Here is a 20636-nt window from a genome sequence, read left to right as displayed (position 1 = left end):
GCCTCTCACCCCGGGTCGCGCGCCGCCTCGCTCAGGGCGATGCCGGCCGGCTCGGCCTGGCGGGCGTGGCGCGCCAGGGCACGCAGCGCGAACGCCACCGCCCCCGCGAACGCCTCGTCGAAGGCCGGAAACGCGCCACTGACGCCGACCACGATCCCGTCCACGCACACCCCGCCCGCGAGCACCGTGTCGCCGGTGCGCAGCAGATGGGGATAGCACTCCTGCATCACCCGCCCATCGCGCCCGGTGCGCCAGCTCAGGTGCGCCTTGGCGCGCGCGAACGCGGCGTAGTCGGCGTCCCAGCGCTCGCGGTCGCCGAAGGCGCGCTCGTACAGCACCGCGTCCTCGAAGCTCGCGCTGGCGGGCGGTTTGCCCGGGTCCATCACCACCACGTAGAGGAAGCCGCTGCCCACCACCTCGGGATCGGCCCTCGCGGCCTCGACCATCGGCGCCACCAGCGCCACCGCGCGCTCGGCCACCGCCGGAGTGAGGTAGTGGCTGCCCGCGCCGCCCGCCGCAGGCCCGTTGCCGGCGCTTTCGCGCACTTCGTCTTCAACCATCTTCATCGCCCTCTCCCGTCAGAATCCTTCAGGCCCGCCCCTCGCCAGCGCCCGGGCGCTGCAGGGGCGGCGGACGCGGCTGGCCCAGCTGCGGCGGCGCGCGGTGGCCGAGCACGCTGGCGATCACCGCGACCAGCTCGTCGGGCGCCACCGGCTTGGCCACATGCACCTGGAAACCGGCCAGCAGCGCGCGCATGCGGTGCTCGCTGCGGTCGTACGCGCTCAGCGCAATCGCCGGCAGGCGTTCGCCCAGCCCGAAACCCTGCTCCGCCTCGTAGCGGCGCAACTGCTGGATGACGTCGTAGCCGTCCTCCTCGCCGAGCGCGACATCGCAGATCAATGCGTCCGGCCACTCCGCCCGCGGCAGTGCGAACAGCCAGGCCAGCGCCTCGGCGCCGGAGGCGCAGGTGCGTGACAAGGCGCCGTGTGCGTGCAGCGTGGCTTCCACCTGCGCGCGCGCCTCGGCGTTGTCGTCCACCACCAGGATGCAGGCGCCGGATATCGACGCTTCCGGCGTCGGCGCCACGGCGGGCGTGCCCGCAGGCGTGGCGGCCAGCGCCGCGGGTTCGCCCACCGCGCGCAGCGGAAACTCGACGATGGCCTCGGTCACCACGCCCTCGGTGCGCTGCTCGAAGTGACCGCCGTGCTGCTCGACCACGCTGCGGATGCGTTCGCTGTCCACCACCGCCTCGGCCTGCGGCGCCGCGCCATGGCGGAAGCTGACGCGCACATAGCCTTCCTTGCGCTCGATGCGCCATTCCACCCGCCCGCCCGGCGGACTGGCGGCGATCGCGCGCTCGGCGAGCGTCCACATCACCTGCTGCAGCTGCCCCGGGTCGCCGGTGATGCGGGCGGATTCGATCGCGATCGTGCTGTAGAAGCCGACGCCGCGCGCGTCGATCTGCTCCTTCAGCCCGTCCACCACGCCGGCCAGCAGCGCGATCAGGTTCACCGGCTGCATCGCCATGCCCTGCTCGGCCTGCTCCACCTCCTGCTGTTGGCGCTGCAGGCGCCACAGTTGCGCGTAAAGGCCATCGCGCCGCAGCAGGGCGTCGTGCGAACCGCGCTCCACCACGCGGCCGTGTTCCAGCACCAGGATCTCGTCCGCGTCCACAACCGTGGACAGGCGGTGGGCGATGATCAGGGTGGTGCGCGACCTGGCGAGGCGATCCAGCTCTTCCTGGATCGCGCGCTCCGAGCGCGTGTCGAGCGCCGAGGTGGCCTCGTCGAACACCATGATCGGCGGGTTCTTGAGGATGGCGCGCGCGATCGCGATGCGCTGCTTCTCGCCGCCGGACAGCATCACCCCGCGCTCGCCCACCTGGGTGTCGTACTGCTCTGGCAGCGCGGCGATGAATTCATGCACATGGGCGGCCTTCGCGGCCTCGATCACATCCGCCAGGTTGGCCCCGGGGCGGCCGTAGGCGATGTTGTAGGCGATGGTGTCGTTGAACATGATCGTGTCCTGCGGCACCACGCCTAGCGCCGCGCGCAGGCTGCGCTGCGAGATGTTGCGGATGTCCACCCCGTCGATGGTGATGCGGCCGGCGTTGGCCTCGTAGAAGCGGAACAGCAGCCGCGCCAGCGTCGATTTGCCGGAGCCGCTGCCGCCCACCACCGCCACGGTGCCGCCCGGCGCGATCGTGAAGCTCACGTCCCACAGGATCTGGCGGCTGGAGTCGTAGCCGAAATCGACGTGCTCGAAGCGCACCTCGCCGCGCGGCACCACCAGGTCCGGCGCCGACGGCGCATCCTCGATCTCCGGCTTCTGCTCCAGAAGGCGCAGCATCTTCTCGGCGTTCACCACCGCATCGCGCGCCTGGCGGAACACGAAGCCGAGCGAATTGAGCGGCAGACAGATCTGGATCACGTAGGCATTGACCAGCACCAGATCGCCCACCGACATCGCGCCCTGCAGCACGAAGTTGGTCGCCAGCAGCATCACGCTCGCCACCCCCACCGCGATGATGCTGCTCTGGCCGATGTGCAGCGCGGACAGCGCCTTCTGGTTCTGCACGCCCACTTCCAGCCACTGGTCGAGGATGGTGCGAAAGCGCCGGTCCTCGAAACTCTCGTTGGTGTAGTACTTCACCGTCTCGTGGTTCAGCAGGCTGTCGACCAGCCGCCCGTTGGCGGTGGAATCCAGCTCGTTGAGCGCGCGCTGGTAGATCGCGCGGCGCTCGGTGAACACCACCGTGAAGGTGGTGTAGAACACGAAGGTGCCGAGGATGATCAGCGTGAACCAGTCGCTGTAGTTGAACGACATGATCAGGATCACCGCCCCGATCTCCACCATGGTCGGCAGGATGGTAAACAGGCCGACCCCGAGCAGGAAGCCGATGCCGGCGGTGCCGCGCTCCACGTCGCGGGTCACGCCGCCCATGTGGCGGCGGGCGTGAAAGCGCGCGCTCAGCCGATGCAGGTGGTTGAACACCCGCAGCAGGAAGCCCGCCACGGTGCTCTGCGTCACCCGCACGAACACCACGTCGCGCACTTCCGAGAAAAAGGTGTTGAAGAAGCGCAGCAGCGCGTAGGCCAGCACCAGAAACACCGGCAGCACCACCGAAGCGGGCACCGAGCCGAGCTGGTCGATGATGGCCTTCAGCGCCAGCGGCACACCTACGGCCGCCAGCTTGGCGAGGATCACCAGGCCAAGCGCCACCAGCGTGCGCTTGCGGTAGCGCGATAGCGCCGACCCCAGCAGCCGCAGCACGAAGGCGGTGGTGGAAGCTCCCTTGGGGTGGTCGTCCATGACGGGCGGCAACAAAACGGGGCCGGCGAACCGGCCCCGCGTCGACGGGCGGGCGGCTTACAGATCGCCGCCAGGCTGCCAGTAGTTGCGCTGCCCGTAATAGGCATGCACCTCGCTGGCCCAAGTGGTATCGGCCATGCTCGGCCAATGGTCCTTGTCGAAGCCCGGCGCGTTCTTCAGCCGGTCCGCGTCCACGTCGAGAACGAAGCACTTGCGGGCCACGTCCAGCGTCAGCGCCGACCACGGGATGGCGAACAGCTTGTCGCCCATGCCGAGGAAGCCGCCCGAGGACAATACGGCGTAGGCCACGCGCCCGCTGGGCACGTCGATCATGATCTCCTTGATCTTGCCGAGATCCTGGTCAAGGCGGTTCACCACATCGTCGCCTTCGAGCGTGCTCGCGGCCATGATCTCGGGCCCCGGTCCTTCCGGAATGTCCCGGGTGGCGCCTACGATGGGCGTGGTCTTGCCGGTGGTGGTTCCGGTGTTCGGGTATTGACTAGCCATTTCCTTTCCTCCTGGATACACGTTTCACCGAACGGGCTGCCGCGGCCGGGGGAGGCCGGCGGCGACGCTTCACCCGTTGTTTTGCCCGCGACCGCTGGTACTGCTGACTGCCTGCGGATCGGCCGCCGAGGCCCTGCGGCCCTGGGTACCCTGCTCTTCCTGCCGTGCCTCGGTTATCTGCATGGCAGGCGAGCCGACGCTACCCGGCGCGCTCGTGGAACCCCCGGCGTCAGCGCCGGAGGTTGAACCCTGTTGCACTCCCTCGCGGGTTGCCACCCCGCTTTCACCCGACTCGCGGTTGCGCGCGCCCTGGGCCTCGGCCGTGGCTTCCGGCCCGGTGCTGCCGCCCACGGCGCCCTGAAAGCCGTGTTCGCCGCGGCCCTGGTTGCCCTGCGCGTGCGTACCCTGGGCAGCGCGACCGGCCTCGTAGTCCGGGTTCTCGGCCCCGGCCCCGCCGCTGTGCACGCCCTGGTAGCCCTGCGAACTCATGCCGCGAAAACCTTGCTGGACGGTGGACTGCTGGCCCTGCATGCCCTGCGCGGCGACCCGTATGTGGTTCTCCACGTCCTTCACGCCCCAGCAGTTGTCGGCGGTGTCCTCGATGGCGTGCTTCATGTAGCGCTCGGGCACGGTGCCTTCCAGCACCACGGTGCCGTCGCGCACCTCCACGCTCACGTCGGACACTTCAAGCTGGTGGTGCTGGGCGAGGCGCTCACAGATGAACTCGCGGATGCGCTCGTCCGAGCGCGTGTAGCCGCGCGGGCCCTGGCGATTGCGCGCCACGTCGCTCCATTCACGGCCGCCGGCACCCAGGCCGTAGCCGCGCGAGGTCGGCGAACCGAGCGTGGAGCGCAGGTCGCCCTGGTCCGACCCCCAGTGGCCCCGCTGCGACATCTCCGCCATGCCACGGCCGAAGCCGCGGCGCAGGGCGTAGCTCTGGTCGAAGGACGACTCGTCCAGTTCCTGCCCGCCCGAACCCCAGCTGCCCTGCTCGCGGCCGAAAGGGTCACGGTCGTATTCGGCGCCGCCGTAGGAACCGTTTTCATCCTGATAGCCGCGCCGCCCCACCGGCTCGGGCCCGCGCCAGTTGCCGCGATGCTGGCGCGGCTCTCCGCGCCCGCCGTCGCGCCGGCCGGCCACGTCGCGGCCGCCGCCCTGACTGCCGGGGCGCTGGCCGGCGCCATACTCGCGGCCGAGATAGTCATGTCCTTCTTCCCCGCGGCCCGCCTCTGGCCCGCGGTCGCGCCCCCCGCCGGGATGACCGAACTCCCCGTCGCGGATCGCGTCGTTGTCCTGCCAGTAGCCGCCGAACGTCCGTTCGTCCTCGTCTTCCTGCGACCAGTTGCGCCGCGGCGCCTGCTCACGGCGGCTGTCGTCGCCGCGCGGCCCGCCGCGCCCGCCCTCGTCGCGGTACTGCGGCCGGCGGTCCTGCGGATAAGGCTGCGTATGCTGTCTTCTCATCGTCTCCACTCCTCGTGCGTCGGCCGCTGCAGCCGGCCGCGATGACGGGAATGCGGAGCGCGCCGCGCCCCACGGTTGTCAGGGGTGCAATCGCCGTGCCGCGCCCCTGGCGGGAGGATGCGCCGCGCGGCGCCCCGGCCTGGGCAGAAGCGTCGGCAAGAATTACAGCCCGGGTGTAATTCGCGCGTCCGGGCGGCCGCCGCCGGCACGCGCGGCAAGCTCGGCGCCAAGCAGGAAAACGGCCGCGGAGAAGAACAGCCACATCATCAGCACCGCCAGCGAACCCGCGGCGCCAAACGCGTTGGCGGTGCCGGCGTAGGCGAGATAGCGCGCGAACAGTTGCTTGCCGAGACTGAACAAGGCGGCGGTGGCAATGCCGCCCACCAGCGCCGCGCCCCACGGCACGTGCACATCCGGCAGCAGCTTCAGCAGCAGTGAAAAGGCGATGCACAGGAAGGCGAAGGACACCGCCTGCTCCAGCAGGCCGAGCACGAGCGCGAGGTCCAGATCCATCGCGCCGAGCAGCATGCGGCTGCCGTAGGCGAGGCCCGCGTCGGCGATCAGCAGCACCACAACGAGAAAGCCGGTGCCGACCACCATGCCGAAGGACACCAGCCGCACGCGCAGCAGGCTGGCGATGACGCGCGGATTCTCCGGCGCGCGCCAGACGATGTTGAGCGAGCGGTTGAGTTCGGCGAAGGTGGCGGTGGCGCCGATCACCGTGCCGGCCAGCGACAGGCCGCCCATCCAGCCGCCACCGCCGGCCTTCCAGGCACTCGCGACCATGGCCTGCACCACCACCGCGCCCTCGTCGCCCACCACCGCCTGAATGCCGCTGAAGAGCCGCCCCTGCACGGCCTCCGCGCCGACGAAGAGGCTGGCCACTGCAATCGCCACCACCAGCACCGGCGCCAGCGAAAAGGCGGCGTAGAACGCGACCGCGGCCGACATCGACGGGCCGCCGTCAGCCAGCCAGTCGCCCAGCGCGGCGCCGACGAAACGGCCGGCGCGGCGCGGCCACGAGGGGCGCCGACGGGCGCCGGCACGAGGTTCCCGCTGCGGCGGGAGAGCTTGATCCACCATGCGCGGACCGAGCAATCGCGATTCCGGGGCCGCGCCGAAGCGCTGCCCGCGCGCTCAGGCCCGTTCCTGACCCCGCTGTGCGGTGCCGGCGGCGCTGCGCCCCAGCACGCCGGCAATCGCCTGGATCAGCACGGCTTCCTCGACCGGCTTGCCGACCCGGCCGCGGAAGCCGGCGGTGGAGAACTGGCTCTCGTCCAGATGGGTCAGCGCGCTCACCGCGATCGCCGGCACCGGGTCGCGCCCGATCAGCCGCAGCCTGCGCAGCACCTCGAAGCCGCTGTCGCCCGGCATCGCGATGTCGAGCAGCAGCACCGCCGGGCTGGGCAGCGGGGCGGGATCACGCCAGGTTTCGAGCAAGGCCTCGCTGGTGTCGAAGGCGCGCACGGTGGCACCGGCACGATCCAGCATCAGCCGCATCACCTCGCGCGCATCCGGGTCGTCGTCCAGCACGAAGGCGGTGACGCCGGCGAGCAGGCGATCCGGTGTCCAGCGCGGTTCGTTGGCGGCCGAGCCGCGCCCGAGCTGCTTGCGCGCACGCGGCAGGATCACGGTGAACATCGCGCCCTGGTTGCTGCCGGCGCTACTCGCCTGCACCGTGCCGCCATGCAGTTCCACCAGGTTGCGCACCAGTGCCAGCCCGATGCCGAGCCCGAGATAGCGCCGGGTCATCGAGGTGTCGGCCTGGCTGAAGCGGTCGAACACATGGGGCAGGAAGTCCGGCTCGATGCCGATGCCGTTGTCGGTAACGGACAGCTCGGCCGAGCGTTCGGTGCACAACAAGCGCACCTGCACCCGGCCGCCCTCCGGCGTGAACTTGATCGCGTTCGACAGCAGGTTGCTCAGCACCTGCTGCAGGCGGTCGAAATCGCCATCCACGTAGAGTTCTTCCACATCGCACGCAAAGCGCAGCTCGATGTGCTTGTCCTGCGCGCTGTCGGTGGAGAGGTCGAGCACCGCATTGACCACATCCACCAGATTCACCCGGTGCAGGGCGAGGTCGAGCTTGCCGCTGATGATGCGCGAGGAATCGAGCAGGTCGTCGATCAGGCGCGTCTGGTGGTCGATGTTGCGCTTGATCGCCTCGGCGGCGCGCGCCACCAGCGCTGCGTCCGGCTCGCGGCTGCCGATCAGCACCTGGCTCCAGCCCTTCAGCGCGTTCAGCGGCGAGCGCAGCTCGTGCGACACGATCGCGAGGAACTCGTCCTTGGCCCGGTTGGCGCGCTCCGCCTCGCCGCGCAGGCGGTGCTCGGCGGCGAGCAACTGTTCGAGGTCCTGCTGGGCGCGCTTGCGTTCGGTGATGTCCTTGGCGACGCCGACCAGGCCGAACACCTGCCCCTGAGCGTCGCGCAGCGGAGACTTGGTGACCAGGTAGGTGCGCGCGCCCTCCTGCACCGTGCGGCGCTCCTCCACCACCACCGGCCGCCCGGTTTCGATCACGCGGCGGTCGTTCTCCGCCGAGCGGCGGATGTCCTCGGCGTCGCCGAAGAGTTCTTCTTCCTTGCGCCCCACCACCTGCGCGCGACTCATGCCCATCGCCTGCAGCGCGGCCGGGTTGATCATCATGATGCGGCCGTCGCGGCTCTTGGCCACGATCAGCTCGGGCGTGCTCGCGGCGATCGTGCGCAGCAGCGTGGTGCTCTCGCGCAGCACCGACATCGTGCGGTCGAGCGCCCGCGTGCGTTCGGCGACGCGGCGGTCGAGCGCGGCGTAAGCCTCGCGCTCGGCATGTTCGCGCGCACGGCCCACGCTCACGTCGCGCAGCACCATCACGCCGCCGACCACGCGCTCGCGGTGGTCCTTGATCGGCGTCGCGGTGACTTCCACCGCCTGCAGGGTGCCGTCGCGATGGCGCACCGCGGGTTCGCCTTCCACCGCAACGGTACGCGCGAGCGAGAATGCGGCGTGCAGCGGGCAGGCGAGCGGCTCGCTGGAGCTACCGTCCACCAGCGTCAGCAGTTCGGCCACCGGCTGGCCGATCGCGGCCGCTGCGCGCACGTCGAGCAGGGCTTCCGCGGCCGCGTTCATGAAGCTGACGCGGACTTCGTCGTTCACCGTCACCACGGCGTCGCCGATGTTGGCCAGCGTCACCTCCAGCCACTGGCGCTGGGTATCGGCGCGCCGCTCGGCCTGCGAGCGCGACAGATTCATCTCGTCGAGCCGGCTCGACATCTGCAGGATCAGGCCGACGCCGGCCACGATCGCCGCCACGGTCAGCACGCCCTCGCTTTCGGTGCTCTCGAACCAGCCGGCACGCAGGCCGAGCGCCTGCAGCCAGGCCACCAGCAGCGGCAGGCCCACCGCCATCGGCACCAGCCGGCGGAAGATCAGCGCCCCCGGCGAGTCGTGCTCGAGCAACTGCACCAGGCGCGACGCCGGGCGCATCACCAGCAAGCTGAAGCTGGCCGCGGCGAGCGCGGTCGCGACCGGCAGCGCCATGCCGAGCGAGGGCACGGCGACGTCGAGCCGCACCATGCGGAAGGTCAGCCCGATCAGCGCAACAAGAATGACGCCGCCTACTGCAATCGCGAGGAACTGCGACCATTCCCACGCGCTGCGCGAATCGACCGCAGCGAGCCACAGCGCACCCGCCAGCAGCAGGTAGCAGCAGGCGGTACCGACCGAGGTGGGATAAGGCTCGAACAATGCGGAGAGCAGGAAGATCACCGCATCGTGCTTCTGGAGCAGGCCGAAATCGAGCACCAGCGCGGCCACCGCGACGATGACGATGCCGCCGACGCACACGCCGACAACGACGCGCCTGGGCATGCCCTCCAGGTGGCGCAGGCTCCACAACGCAAGCGCCATGAAGCCCAGCACCGCAACGCTGCTGGGCAGGATCGGCGGCGAGCTGTCGCCGAACGAGGTGAGTTGCGGCAGGCCGGTCACCCAGCCGATCGCGCCGATCAGCGCGATGAAGGCCACCAGCCAGCCGGCCCAACTCGCGGCCCGCCGCAGGCGGCCTTCCCAGCCGCCTTCCGTTACCGGAAAGTCGATCGTAGCCATGGACGCGACGCGAGCCGCTTCCCTCCCCTGCTCCGCCCGTGGCGCCGGCTGCTGTCCGCGCCGGCGCCCGGAACTCAAGTCGTACTCCGCGCCCATCACATCGGCCACGTTGGTCTACTCGCTTACGTCAAGGTGGAACACTCCCCGCGCCTCCTCCGGGGCGGGACGGCATCCGCGCACGCGACGCGGTGTAAGGAGCTGCCGTAGGCGGCACGGGACGCGCCCCCGCCGCCGCCGCGCGCGCCATGCGGGCCTGGCGCTGGCGCTGCCACAGCATCGCGGCGATCTTCCACGGATCTCCGTAGCGCGAGCGCAGCATGCTGGCGGCCAGGCCGAGCAACGCGGTAAACATGCCGCCGCCGGCCACCGCGCCGACTGCGGCCGCCCCGGCGGCGTTGGACGCAGCGGGCTTGGGCCGGCGCCTGCGCATCAAGCCGCCGACCACGAAGCCGGCGGCCACCGCGCCGAGCAGTCCGCGGCCGGATACCGCGGTCTCGCGCCGGCGCTGCAGCCACAGCGACGTGGCCCGCGACAGCTCGGCGCGATCCTCGGCCACCCGGCGTTCGGCCGCGTGCAGCTCGCGTTCGTAGCCGAATTCCTTCATGGCGCCTCCCCGCCCACCGGCGGCTCGCCGCGCAACTGGCGCAGCGTGGCCGCAAAGGGCAGATCGTGCAGGCGGCGCTTGAGCCACACCGCGGCCGCGCCCGCCGCCACCACGTTGAGCAGCGCTGCGATCGCCAGCACTCCCGGCCAGGAGGTGCCGGCGCCGAGCAGCCATACCGTCACGCTGACGACCAAGGCAAGCCAGGCCGTGACGAGCAACACCGAAGTGACGATGACGACGCCCACGATCTCGATCGCGCGCCGTGCCGAGCAGCGGGCGTCGAGAACGGCGAGCAGCGCGAAGTCGGCGGCCAGCCGGCGCGCGCGCGCGACCAGCCCCGACAAGCGCTCCGCGCCCGGCTCGCCTTGTATCGCCGCCACGCCAGCCTCAGTGCGAAGTGAGGCGACTGAGCAGCATGCCCACGCCGACCGCGATGGCAACCGACGCGATCGGATGGGTGCGCACGCATTCGCGCGCGCTGCCAACCCAGTAATCCTGGGTCTCCATCCAGTGCTGGCGCATTTCCTCGCCCTTGGCGCCGAGATCCCGCACGGTGGAGGCGGTCTTTTCCGCCATCCGGTTCACCGCCTCGTGGGCATCGCCGGAGAGCCGCTCGATGCGGGCCGCCCCTTGTTCGGAAGCGCCGGTGAGGGTGGTGGGTCCTGTCGTTGTCGACTGCATGGTCATTCCTCCATTCTCATGTCCGCCCGCTGCCGGGGACGGGGGGAAATCACGGCTGGCAGCGCGACGCCACCTGCAATGCGCATGCCCGGCGCCCATGGGCCGCGGGTGAAACCGCTGTCATTGCGCGCGCCGCGCACTGCGCCCACGGCCCTTCGACACGCAGGCGGCGCCGCGAGGTTCCGCCGCCCGGCCACCGCGCTACGCCTTGTGGTCCGGCCGCCGGCTGCGGCTGTGCCCGGCCACATCGACGCCTTCTTCCGGCACGGAGGCGCCGGGCGAATGTTCGGGCGGCGGCGCGGACGCCGGCACATCGGTCGGAATGCCGCGCCGTTCGGTATCCACCAGGCCGCGCGCGACATCGCTTGCGGCCTGCTCGATCACTTGCCGCGGGCGGCCTTCCTCGCGCGCATCGGGCGGGGTATCGGGCGCCTCGTCGCGTTCGAACGGCAAGGGCAGTTCGTCCTCGCGCGGCGGGCGCGTCACATTGGTGTCTTCGGTGTCGGCCACGGGGAAACGGCCGGTTTCGTCCTTTTTCGGCGGCGATTTCATGACGGGCTCCTTACTGGCACAGAGCCGTATGTCGTGCACCTTGCGTTCCCGCCGGTTTCGCCGGCCCCGGCTCCGCTTCCGGCCCCCGCTGCGCCCGGCGGCGGTAAGGCCTACCCGCGATGTGTAGGACTTACATGGCGCGCGCTCAGGCGCGCTTGCCGCGGTATTCCTCGGCCGCGCCGTCCTCGTACTCTTCCTCGATGTCCTCGCCGTCGAACCCCTCTGCATCGCCCTCGACCTTGCCGGCGTTGTAGGCGGCGAGCCGGTTGTAGAGGGTCTTGAGGCTGATGCCGAGAATCTCGGCCGCCTTGCGCTTGACGTTGCCGCATTCGAGCAGCGTCGCCTCCATCACCCGCCGGTTGACCTCGTCCAGCGGCGTGCCGATGCGGATCGTCAGCACCGGGCTGTGCGCCGGCTGCAGGAAGCCTTCCGGCGCCATGTCGGCTTCGATGACCTCGTCGGCCAGGATGAAGGCGCGGTGCACATAGTTCTTCAGCTCGCGCACGTTGCCGGGCCACGAATGGGCGTACAGCGCGGCGATCGCCTCCGGCGAGAAGCGCTTGGCGGTCTGTTCCTGCTCGTTCAGTTCGGCGAGGAAATGCTCGGCGAGCAGCTCGATGTCGGTGCCGCGTTCGCGCAGCGGCGGCAGGTGGATCGGAAACACGTTGAGGCGGTGATACAGGTCTTCGCGCAGCCGGCCTTCGGATACCGCCTTTTCCGGCGAGCGGTTGGTGGCGGCGATCAGGCGCACGTCGGTGGCGATCGGATCGTTGGTGCCCACGCGCATGAAGCTGCCGGTTTCCAGCACGCGCAGCAGCTTCACCTGCAGGTCGGGCCGCATCTCGGTGACTTCGTCGAGGAACAGCGTGCCGCGGTTGGCGCGCTCGAAGAAACCCTGGTGCTGGCGGTCGGCGCCGGTGAAGCTGCCCTTTTCGTGACCGAAGAGTTCGCTTTCCACCAGTTGCGGGGATACCGCGCCGCAGTTGAGCGGCAGGAAGGGCTGGCGCTTGCGGCGGCTGAGTTCGTGGATGGTCTGCGCGCAGACTTCCTTGCCGGTGCCGCTTTCACCGATCAGCAGTACCGAGGCCGAGGTGGGGGCCACCCGCGCGAGCTGGTCGTACAGCCGTCGCATCACCGGCGAATTGCCCAGGATGTGGCCGAAGCGGCCGAGCCGCAGCAGCTCGTTGCGCAACTCGCCGATCTCGGCGCGGAAGTGCTCCGCCTTCGGAATGCGCTGCAGGATGCCTCGCAGGCGCTCGACATCGACCGGCTTGACCAGGTAGTCGGTCGCGCCCGCGCGCAGCGCCTCGATCGCGCTCTCCACGCTTGCGTGGCCGGTAATCACCACCAGCTCGGGCGCCTCGCCCGCGGGAAATTCATTGACGAGTTCGATACCCTGCCCGTCCGGCAGCATCAGGTCGGTCAGGATCACCTCGGGGCGCGAACGCGTCAGATGTATCCGCGCCGCGCGCAAGGAATCGACCGAACCGACGGTGTAACCCTCGGCCTTGATGAACTCGCTCAACCATCCGATGGATTCCGGATCGTCATCTACCAACAGTACCTGCGGCATCTGGCCTCCCTCAGGACGTCGCGTCCTCGACGCCGATCGGGACGATGTTAGCGTCCTGAACTCGGCGCCCGGTTTTCATTTTTTGTAATTATTTCGGTCGCGCTGGCGGTGATCCTGGGCAGGGAACTTGCACAGGACCCTTCGTCCCATCCCATGGCGGAGGTCCGCGATGTCCATCGACTGGCACGAGATGTTCGCCTTCAGTCTGAACCCGCTGGAGCTGATGATCCGCGGCACGGCGATCTACTGGTTCCTGCTGTTCGTGTTCCGCACCTTCCTGCAGCGCGACATGGGTGCGGTCGGCGTCGCCGACGTGCTGGTGCTGGTTCTGGTGGCCGATGCGGCGCAGAACGCGATGGCCGGCGAGTACCGTTCGATCGGGGACGGCATCGTGCTTGTCTCTACCATCCTAGGCTGGAATGTCCTGTTCGACTATCTCGCGTTCCGCTCGCCGCGGCTGCGCAAGCTGCTGCAGCCGCCGGTGCTGCGCCTGGTGCATGAGGGCCGGCTGCTGCCGCGCAACCTCAGGCGCGAATACCTCACCGTGGACGAACTGATGGCGAAGCTGCGCGAGCACGGCATCACCGACCTCGCCGATGTGCATGCCGCGTTCATGGAGAGCGACGGCAACATCACCGTGATCAAGAAGGAGCAGGACACCGAGACTGCGCCAGGTTCCGGCGGCTACCGCGACCGGATACGCTGAAAGCGCAGCCCGCGGCACGCCGGACGGATGCGCTCCTGCCCGGGCGCGGGCGGCAGCACCGGGTCTTCCGGCAGCACGGCGGTACTGGTGAACAGCAGCAGTCCGATGACGCTGCCGATGCAGAAGCCCGCCATCGCCATCCCCACCATGCCGGCGGCCGGAAACTCCAGCGCGATCAACGCGGCGGCAACGCATCCGACGATGGCGCCACGGCTCATCTCGGCATAGAGATCGACCTCCGTGTCCGCGCCACGGCGCATCAGGAGGGCGGCGCGCCACAGCGCGCGACGCAGGATGGATAGGCAATCGGCGGGCTTCATGGTGGCGATCCTGCAGTCCGCGTTCCCGCCCCTGTCGGCGCTGCCGAAGCCGTCCTTCCGACGCCCCCCGGGCCGCCGCGGCCAGCCGGTGCGGGCGGCCCGCGTTGCGGCGCAGTAAGTTTTTCCGCGCGCCGGACGAACTTACACGAGCCACTGCGCAAAAAAGCAGCAGCGCCATCGCCACCCGCCCCCCCAATCCGGGCACAGCGTTTGCCGAAGCAGCGATCACCCATTCCTGCGACATAGGCGCTCCCATGAATATTGCATTGATCAGCGAACACGCGTCGCCCCTCGCCGTTCAAGGGGGAACGGACAGTGGCGGGCAGAACGTGTATGTCGCCTACGTCGCCCGCGAACTCGGCCGCGCCGGCCATACCGTCGATGTGTTCACCCGCCGCGACGACCCCGCGCTGCCGGCGGTCATCGACTTCGCCCCCAACGTGCGCGTGATGCCGGTGCCCGCCGGACCGCCGCACTTCGTCCCCAAGGAACAGCTGCTGCCCTACATGAGCGCCTTCGGCGACGGCATCGCCGCGCGCTGCCTGGCGCCGGGGCGGCCCTACGACATCGTGCACGCCAACTTCTTCATGTCGGGGCTGGTGGGCATGCGCCTGCGCGAGGACTTCGGCCTGCCGCTGGTGGTCACCTTCCACGCGCTCGGCAAGGTGCGCCGTCGCCATCAGGGCAGCGCCGACGGCTTTCCGGAAGAGCGGCTGCAGATCGAGGAGGCCCTCGTCGCCAGTGCCGACCGCATCATCGCCGAGTGCCCGCAGGACCGCGACGACCTGATCCGCCTGTACGGCGCCGAGCGCGAGCGCATCGACATCGTGCCCTGCGGGGTGGATACCGCCGAGCTGGGCCCGAGCGAAGGCGCGCGCGCCCGGCTGGGGCTGGCCGAGGACGAGTTCGTGGTACTGCAGCTCGGCCGCATGGTGCCGCGCAAGGGCATCGACAATGTGATCCGCGCGGTGGGCGAACTGCGCCGCCGGCACGGCGTGGCCGCGCGCCTGCTGGTGGTGGGCGGCGAAACAGCGGAACCCGATCCGCTGCGCACGCCGGAAATCGGCCGCCTGCAGCAGATCGCCGAGGACGAAGGTGTGAGCGCGCAGGTGGTGTTCACCGGGCGCCGCGAACGGCATTGCCTGCGCGACTACTACTGCGCCGCCGACGTCTTCGTGACCACCCCCTGGTACGAGCCCTTCGGCATCACCCCGCTGGAGGCCATGGCCTGCGGCTGCCCGGTCATCGGCGCCGCGGTCGGCGGCATCCGCCACACCGTGGTCAATGGCACCACCGGCTTCCTGGTGCCGCCGCACGACCCGGTGCAACTGGCCGACCGCCTCGCCCGCCTGCAGGCCGACCCGGAGCGGGCACGCACCTTCGGACGCGCCGGCATCCGCCGCGTCCGCAGCAAATTCACCTGGCAGCGCGTTGCCGCCTCGCTTGCGTCGGTGTACGGCGCGCTGCACCAACCGCGTGCAGTCCAACTTACGGAAAGGATGATGGGCCTATGAGAACAACATCGACGATACCGCTCGACAACAAGACCGCCCTCGTGACGGGGGGCGCCCGCGGCCTTGGCAAGGCCTTGTGCGAGGCCTTGTGCGAAGCCGGCTGCCGGGTCGTGCTGGTGGATGTGCGCGCCGACCTGGCCGAAGCCACCAGCCGCGCCTTGATCGAACGCGGTCACCAGACCATGCATTGCGCCGTGGACATCGGCGACGAACGCCAGGTGATCGACTGCCTGGCCGCCGCGCGCGAACGCTTCGGCGCCATCGACATCCTCATCAACAACGCCGGCGTGGATTACACCCAGCCGATCGACGAGCTGGAAACCGCGCAGTGGGACCACGTGATGGCGGTGAACCTGCGTGCGCCCTTCCTGTTCTGCAAGCAGATCGTCACCCAGATGAAGCCGCTCGGCGGCGGCCACATCGTCAACATCACCTCCACCGCGGCCAAGCGCGCGTGGCCCAACGCCTGCGCCTACCACGCCAGCAAATGGGCGCTGCTCGGCTTTTCGCACGCGCTGCACGCCGAGCTGCGCCCGCACGGCATCAAGGTCACCGCGGTGGTGGCCGGCGGCATGCGCACGCCCTTCCTGCTCGACCGCTTCCCCGATATCGACGTCAACACCCTGCAGCCGCCGGAGTCGGTGGCCAATGCGGTGCTGCAGGTGCTGCAGATGCCGGCGGGCAGCGTCGTGCCGGAGATCTCGGTGCTGCCGATGGGAGAGACCTCGTGGCCCTGAGCCGCGCATGCGACCCGCCCGCCGCCGCGGGCGGGCGGGGTGCGCCGGCCGTCTTCCTCGACAAGGACGGCACGCTGCTGCATGACGTGCCCTACAACGTCGACCCGGCCCGCCTGCGCCTGCGCGCGGACGCCGGGCCGGCGCTGGCGCTGCTGCGGCGCAACGGCTATCGCCTGGTGCTGGTCTCCAACCAGGCCGGCGTCGCGCTCGGGCGTTTCGACGAGGCGGCGCTGCCGCCGCTGTGGCGTGCGCTGGGCGAAGCGCTGGCCCCCTGGGGTGTGACGCTGGACGGCATCTATTACTGCCCGCATCACCCCAAGGGCTGCGTGCCGGCCTATACGCGCCACTGCGACTGCCGCAAACCCGCGCCCGGCCTGCTGCAGCGCGCGGCGCTGGAACTCGGGCTGGACCTCGCCCGCAGCTGGTTCATCGGCGACATCCTCGATGACGTCGAGGCTGGCCGCCGCGCCGGCTGCCGCACCGTGCTGCTCGACGTGGGCTCGGAAACCGAGTGGATCAGCACGCCGATGCGCCATCCGGACCACGTTGTCGCCAGCCTCACCGAGGCGGCGTTTACCCTCCTTGCCGATGAAGCCTTGCGGGTCGCGCCGGAAGGCGTCGCGGAGCAGCCGCAATGGACCGGGTGAGCTTGCTGCGGCGCCAGCCCGCGCGGGGACACGCCGCGGCGGACGGCGCGCCGCTCACCGTGGTGCCGCCGCTGCCGGAAGCCGCGCCCGCCACCGCGGCCTGGGCCGCCGCCCGCCGCATCCTCGCGATCCGGCTCGACAACCTCGGCGACGTGCTGATGACGACCCCGGCGCTGCGCGCGCTGCGCGACGCCGCGCCGGATCGCCACATCACGCTGCTGGCGTCGGGTGCGGGCGCGGCGCTCGCGCCCCACCTGCCCGAGGTCGACGCGGTCATCACCGCCACCGGCCCGTGGATGCCCGGCGGCGACATCACGCCCGCAGCCTTGCAGGCCACGCTGGAGCGTCTGCGCGCGGGCGCCTTCGATGCCGCGGTGATCTTCACCGTGTACAGCCAGAACCCGCTGCCGGCGGCGATGCTGTGCTGGCAGGCCGGCATCCCGCTGCGGCTCGCGCACTGCCGCGAGAACCCTTACCACCTGCTGAGCGACTGGCTGCCCGACCCCGAGCCGCACGCGCTGCTGCGCCACGAGGTGCGCCGCCAGCTCGACCTCGTCGGCCACGTCGGCGCGCACACCGCGGATACGCGCATGTCCTTCCGCGTGCTCGCCGCCGACCGCGAGCGCGCGCTGCGCGAACTTGCCGCCGCCGGCATCGACCCCGGCCGCCCCTACATGGTGGTGCATCCCGGCGCCAGCGCGCTGTCGCGGCGCTATCCGCCGGAACGCTTTGCCGCCGCGCTGCGCCGGCTGGCGGCGCTGTCGGGCGCGGCGATGCCGCAGGTCGTGTTCACCGGCGACGCGAGCGAGGCGGAGCTGGTCGACAGCGTGCGCGCCACCGCACCCGCGGCCACCCTCGCCGGCCGGCTCAGCCTGGGCGAACTCGCGGCGGTGCTGGAAGGCGCCGCGCTGCTGCTTGCCAACAACACCGGCCCGGTGCATCTGGCGGCCGCGCTCGGCCGCCCGGTGGTCGATCTCTACGCGCTCACCAACCCCCAGCACGCGCCGTGGAAGACCCCATGCCGCGTGCTGTACGAAGACGTGCCCTGCCGCTACTGCTACCGCAGTGTGTGCCCGCAGGGTCATCACGCCTGCCTCCATCTGCTCGATCCGGAACGGGTGGCCACCGCCGCCCGCGAACTGCTCGACCTCGGCGCGGAAACCGCCGCGCCGCGCCCCCTGATATCACCCGCTGGAGGCTGAGGCCATGTACACGCTCGGAATCAATGCCGCCTTCCACGACAGCGCCGCGTGCCTGGTGCGCGACGGCACCGTGGTTGCCGCGGCCGAGGAGGAACGCTTCACCCGCATCAAGCACGCCAAGCGGCCGCTGCCGTTTTCCACCTGGGAGCTGCCGTTCGCGGCCATCGACTACTGTCTGGCCGAGGCCGACATCCGGCTGGACGACGTCGACCACGTCGCCTACTCCTTCGACCCCGCGCAGTTTCCCGGCCGCAGCGAAACCAGCCTGCTGACGCTGCCGCTGGAACCATCGGCGGTCGGCGTGGAAGGCGAATGGAACAGCCCGTGGGACCCGCTCTTCCTCAGCTACGTGGTCAATGCCCCGCGCCAGCTGATGGACGGCGCGCCCCACCACCTGCGCGCGCGCTTCGACAAGCTTGCCGCCCACGGCGCCTTCCGCTGGCACTACGTGGAGCATCACCTCGCACACGAAGCGAGCGCCTTTCTCGCCGCGCCGTTCGACAGCGCCGCGGTGCTCACGCTCGACGGCCGCGGAGAACGCGCCACCACCACGCTCGGCCACTGGCGCGAGGGCCAGCTCCACCGCCTGCGCCAGATCGACTTTCCGCACTCGCTCGGGCTGCTGTACGAGGAAGTCACCCGCTACCTCGGCTTCCTGCACGCCAGCGACGAATACAAGGTGATGGCGCTCGCCTCCTACGGCAAGCCGCGCCACCTCGACCTGTTCCGCGACATGCTGGTGTGGGACGGCGACGGCGGCTTCACGCTCGGGGCCGGCTATCCGCTGCTCGAAAGCCAGTTCGGCCCGCCGCGCCAGCGCGGCACGCCGCTCGAAGACCGCCACTACGACATCGCCGCCTCGCTGCAGGTGGCGCTGGAAGAAACCGTGCTCCACCTCGCCGGCTGGCTGCACCAGCAGACCGGCGAGAAAGCGCTGTGCATGGCCGGCGGCGTGGCGCTCAACTGCGTGATGAACGCCAAGCTGCGCGACCAGGGGCCGTTCGAGCAGGTGTGGGTGCAGCCCGCCGCGGGCGATGCCGGCACCGCGCTCGGCGCCGCGCTGTGGGTGGATTACAAGGAGCGCGGCGCCGGGCGGCGGTGGACCATGACCGACGCCCGCCTCGGCCCCGCCTACGACGACGACACCATCGAAGCCGCGCTGCAGCGCGCCCGCCTGCCCTACCGGCGGGCCGGCGACGTGGCCGAGGACACCGCCGCGCTGCTGGCCGAAGGCAAGGTGGTCGGCTGGTTCCAGGGCCGCATGGAGTTCGGCCCGCGCGCGCTCGGTGCCCGCTCCATCCTGGCTTCGCCGGTGGACGCGGCGATGCAGGCGCGGCTCAATGAACTCAAGGACCGCGAGGACTTCCGCCCGGTGGCCCCGGCGGTGCCGGAAGAATGCTGCGCGGAGTGGTTTTCCAGCGCGCGCGACAACGGCGGGCGCTCGCCCTTCATGCTGTTTACCTACGCGGTGGCGCCGGGCAAGGCCGCGCGCATCCCGGCCGCGGTGCATGTCGACGGCACCGCGCGGGTGCAGACGGTATCGGCGGACGTCGACCCGCTGTACCACCGCCTGCTGCACGCCTTCGGCCGGCGCAGCGGGGTGCCGGTGCTGATCAACACCTCGTTCAACGTGCGCGGCGAACCCATCGTCTGCACGCCGCGCGATGCGCTCGCCGCCTTCTTCACCTCGCCGATCGACGTGCTGGTGATCGGCGGCTTCATCGTGGAGAAATCTCCTTGAAGGCGCCGGTTGTCTCGGTGGTGGTGCCGACCTATCAGCGGCCGCGCCAGCTGCTGCGCTGCCTGCACGCGCTGTTCACCCAGCAGGGCGTGCCCGGCCGCGTCGAGATCCTGGTGGTGGACGATGCGCGTTCGCCGCAGCAGCGCAGCGCGGTGGAAACCTATGCGCGCCGCAGCGGCACCCGCGCGACGGTGCGCTACCTGCAGCCGCCCGAGGGCGCGCGCGGCCCCGCGGCGGCGCGTAACGCCGGCTGGCGCGCGGCGCGCGGCGAGATCATCGCCTTTACCGACGACGACACCATCCCCGCGCACGACTGGCTGCGCGAAGGCTTGCGCGCGATGCGCCCCGGCGTGACCGCCGTGTGGGGCGACGTGATCGTGCCGCTGCCCGACTACCCCACCGACGCCGAGCGCAACACCGCGGGGCTGGACGGGGCCGAATTCGTCACCGCCAACTGCTTCGTGCGCCGCGCCGCGCTGCTTGCCGCGGGCGGCTTCGACGAGCGCTTCAAGCGCCCCTGGCGGGAGGATTCGGACCTCTACTTCACCTTGCTCGAAGCCCACCACGCCGTGATCCCGGCGCCCGCCGCCATCGTCATCCACCCGGCGCGCCAGGCACCGCCGGGCACCTCAATCCGCCAGCACCGCAATCTGGTGTTCGATGCCCTGCTGTACAAGAAGCACCGCCGCCTGTACCGGCAGAAGATCGCCGCGCGCCCGCCGCTCAGCTACTACCTCACCGTGGTGGCGGCATTCACCGCCTTCGGCGCGCTCCTCGGCGGCGCCAGCACCGTGGCCGCCACCGCGGTCGGCGCGTGGTGCGCGCTCACGCTCGGCCTGGCGCTGCGCCGGCTGCGCGGCACCTCGCTCGCGTGGCACAACGTGGCCGACATCGTCGTCAGCTCCACGGTGATCCCGCTGGTGGCGGTGTTCTGGCGGCTGGCCGGCGCGGTGCGCTACCGGGTGCTGTTCGCCTGAGGACCATCGCCGCGAG

General features: G+C 70.7%; 19 protein-coding genes. 7 read left to right on the top strand and 12 right to left on the bottom strand.

Going from position 1 to position 20636, the window contains the following annotated elements:
- Positions 1-5: 5 nt before the first annotated feature.
- From dqs_RS09685 to dqs_RS09635, 11 genes are all read right to left on the bottom strand, one after another.
- Positions 6-566 carry a hypothetical protein gene (locus dqs_RS09685; protein WP_011765555.1) on the bottom strand — a complete coding sequence of 187 codons (561 nt, stop codon included), beginning with the start codon at positions 564-566 and terminating at the stop codon, positions 6-8.
- A gap of 22 nt (positions 567-588) precedes the next feature.
- The gene (locus tag dqs_RS09680; protein ID WP_065340328.1) at positions 589-3312 is read right to left on the bottom strand and encodes an ATP-binding cassette domain-containing protein; all 2724 of its coding nucleotides are present in this window, start codon (positions 3310-3312) and stop codon (positions 589-591) included.
- A 57-nt stretch (positions 3313-3369) separates the two neighbouring features.
- Positions 3370-3819 carry a PRC-barrel domain-containing protein gene (locus tag dqs_RS09675; RefSeq protein ID WP_011765553.1) on the bottom strand — a complete coding sequence of 150 codons (450 nt, stop codon included), beginning with the start codon at positions 3817-3819 and terminating at the stop codon, positions 3370-3372.
- 69 nt (positions 3820-3888) lie between these two features.
- The gene (locus tag dqs_RS20970; RefSeq protein WP_065340327.1) at positions 3889-5280 is read right to left on the bottom strand and encodes a BON domain-containing protein; all 1392 of its coding nucleotides are present in this window, start codon (positions 5278-5280) and stop codon (positions 3889-3891) included.
- Positions 5281-5442: 162 nt separating this feature from the next.
- Positions 5443-6363 carry a YihY/virulence factor BrkB family protein gene (locus dqs_RS09665; RefSeq protein ID WP_084018776.1) on the bottom strand — a complete coding sequence of 307 codons (921 nt, stop codon included), beginning with the start codon at positions 6361-6363 and terminating at the stop codon, positions 5443-5445.
- Between the two features lie 54 nt (positions 6364-6417).
- On the bottom strand, positions 6418-9366 hold the full coding sequence (locus dqs_RS09660; RefSeq protein WP_236778746.1) for a hybrid sensor histidine kinase/response regulator: 2949 nt from the start codon (positions 9364-9366) through the stop codon (positions 6418-6420).
- Between the two features lie 127 nt (positions 9367-9493).
- Entirely contained in the window at positions 9494-9970 is a 477-nt protein-coding gene (locus dqs_RS09655) for a hypothetical protein (RefSeq protein ID WP_065340324.1), read from the bottom strand.
- The gene (locus dqs_RS09650; RefSeq protein WP_011765548.1) at positions 9967-10350 is read right to left on the bottom strand and encodes a phage holin family protein; all 384 of its coding nucleotides are present in this window, start codon (positions 10348-10350) and stop codon (positions 9967-9969) included. Before dqs_RS09650 ends, dqs_RS09655 begins: the two co-directional genes overlap by 4 nt.
- Before the next feature lie 7 nt (positions 10351-10357).
- Positions 10358-10651 (bottom strand): hypothetical protein, encoded by a 294-nt coding sequence (locus dqs_RS09645; RefSeq protein WP_011765547.1) that lies wholly within the window; start codon positions 10649-10651, stop codon positions 10358-10360.
- 201 nt (positions 10652-10852) lie between these two features.
- Positions 10853-11203, bottom strand: coding sequence for a hypothetical protein (locus tag dqs_RS09640; protein WP_065340323.1), 351 nt, complete (start codon positions 11201-11203; stop codon positions 10853-10855).
- 145 nt (positions 11204-11348) lie between these two features.
- On the bottom strand, positions 11349-12776 hold the full coding sequence (locus dqs_RS09635) for a sigma-54-dependent transcriptional regulator (protein ID WP_011765545.1): 1428 nt from the start codon (positions 12774-12776) through the stop codon (positions 11349-11351).
- Between the two features lie 169 nt (positions 12777-12945).
- Between dqs_RS09635 and dqs_RS09630 the strand changes: the two genes are divergently transcribed.
- The gene (locus dqs_RS09630; RefSeq protein WP_065340322.1) at positions 12946-13482 is read left to right on the top strand and encodes a DUF421 domain-containing protein; all 537 of its coding nucleotides are present in this window, start codon (positions 12946-12948) and stop codon (positions 13480-13482) included.
- Here dqs_RS09630 and dqs_RS09625 read toward each other — a convergent pair.
- Positions 13461-13802, bottom strand: coding sequence for a hypothetical protein (locus dqs_RS09625; protein ID WP_065340321.1), 342 nt, complete (start codon positions 13800-13802; stop codon positions 13461-13463). The genes dqs_RS09630 and dqs_RS09625 overlap by 22 nt on opposite strands.
- Before the next feature lie 254 nt (positions 13803-14056).
- Between dqs_RS09625 and dqs_RS09620 the strand changes: the two genes are divergently transcribed.
- Genes dqs_RS09620 through dqs_RS09595 form a run of 6 tightly spaced genes read left to right on the top strand, consistent with a single transcriptional unit; the run spans position 14057 to position 20620 of the window.
- Entirely contained in the window at positions 14057-15316 is a 1260-nt protein-coding gene (locus tag dqs_RS09620; protein ID WP_011765542.1) for a glycosyltransferase family 4 protein, read from the top strand.
- Positions 15313-16053 (top strand): SDR family oxidoreductase, encoded by a 741-nt coding sequence (locus dqs_RS09615; RefSeq protein ID WP_011765541.1) that lies wholly within the window; start codon positions 15313-15315, stop codon positions 16051-16053. The genes dqs_RS09620 and dqs_RS09615 overlap by 4 nt, the downstream gene beginning before the upstream one ends.
- Positions 16044-16700: a D-glycero-alpha-D-manno-heptose-1,7-bisphosphate 7-phosphatase gene (locus dqs_RS09610; protein WP_065340320.1), complete on the top strand. Its 657-nt coding sequence runs from the start codon at positions 16044-16046 to the stop codon at positions 16698-16700. Before dqs_RS09615 ends, dqs_RS09610 begins: the two co-directional genes overlap by 10 nt.
- The gene (locus dqs_RS09605; RefSeq protein ID WP_065340319.1) at positions 16688-17902 is read left to right on the top strand and encodes a glycosyltransferase family 9 protein; all 1215 of its coding nucleotides are present in this window, start codon (positions 16688-16690) and stop codon (positions 17900-17902) included. The genes dqs_RS09610 and dqs_RS09605 overlap by 13 nt, the downstream gene beginning before the upstream one ends.
- 4 nt (positions 17903-17906) lie before the next feature.
- Positions 17907-19643 (top strand): carbamoyltransferase family protein, encoded by a 1737-nt coding sequence (locus dqs_RS21030; RefSeq protein ID WP_011765538.1) that lies wholly within the window; start codon positions 17907-17909, stop codon positions 19641-19643.
- Positions 19640-20620: a glycosyltransferase family 2 protein gene (locus tag dqs_RS09595; protein WP_011765537.1), complete on the top strand. Its 981-nt coding sequence runs from the start codon at positions 19640-19642 to the stop codon at positions 20618-20620. The genes dqs_RS21030 and dqs_RS09595 overlap by 4 nt, the downstream gene beginning before the upstream one ends.
- Positions 20621-20636 lie beyond the last annotated feature (16 nt).

Origin of the sequence: Azoarcus olearius, assembly GCF_001682385.1 — a bacterium.
Lineage (GTDB): Bacteria > Pseudomonadota > Gammaproteobacteria > Burkholderiales > Rhodocyclaceae > Azoarcus > Azoarcus olearius.
The sequence above is the reverse complement of the archived record's forward strand: the minus strand, read 5'-3'. Positions and strand labels throughout refer to the sequence as shown.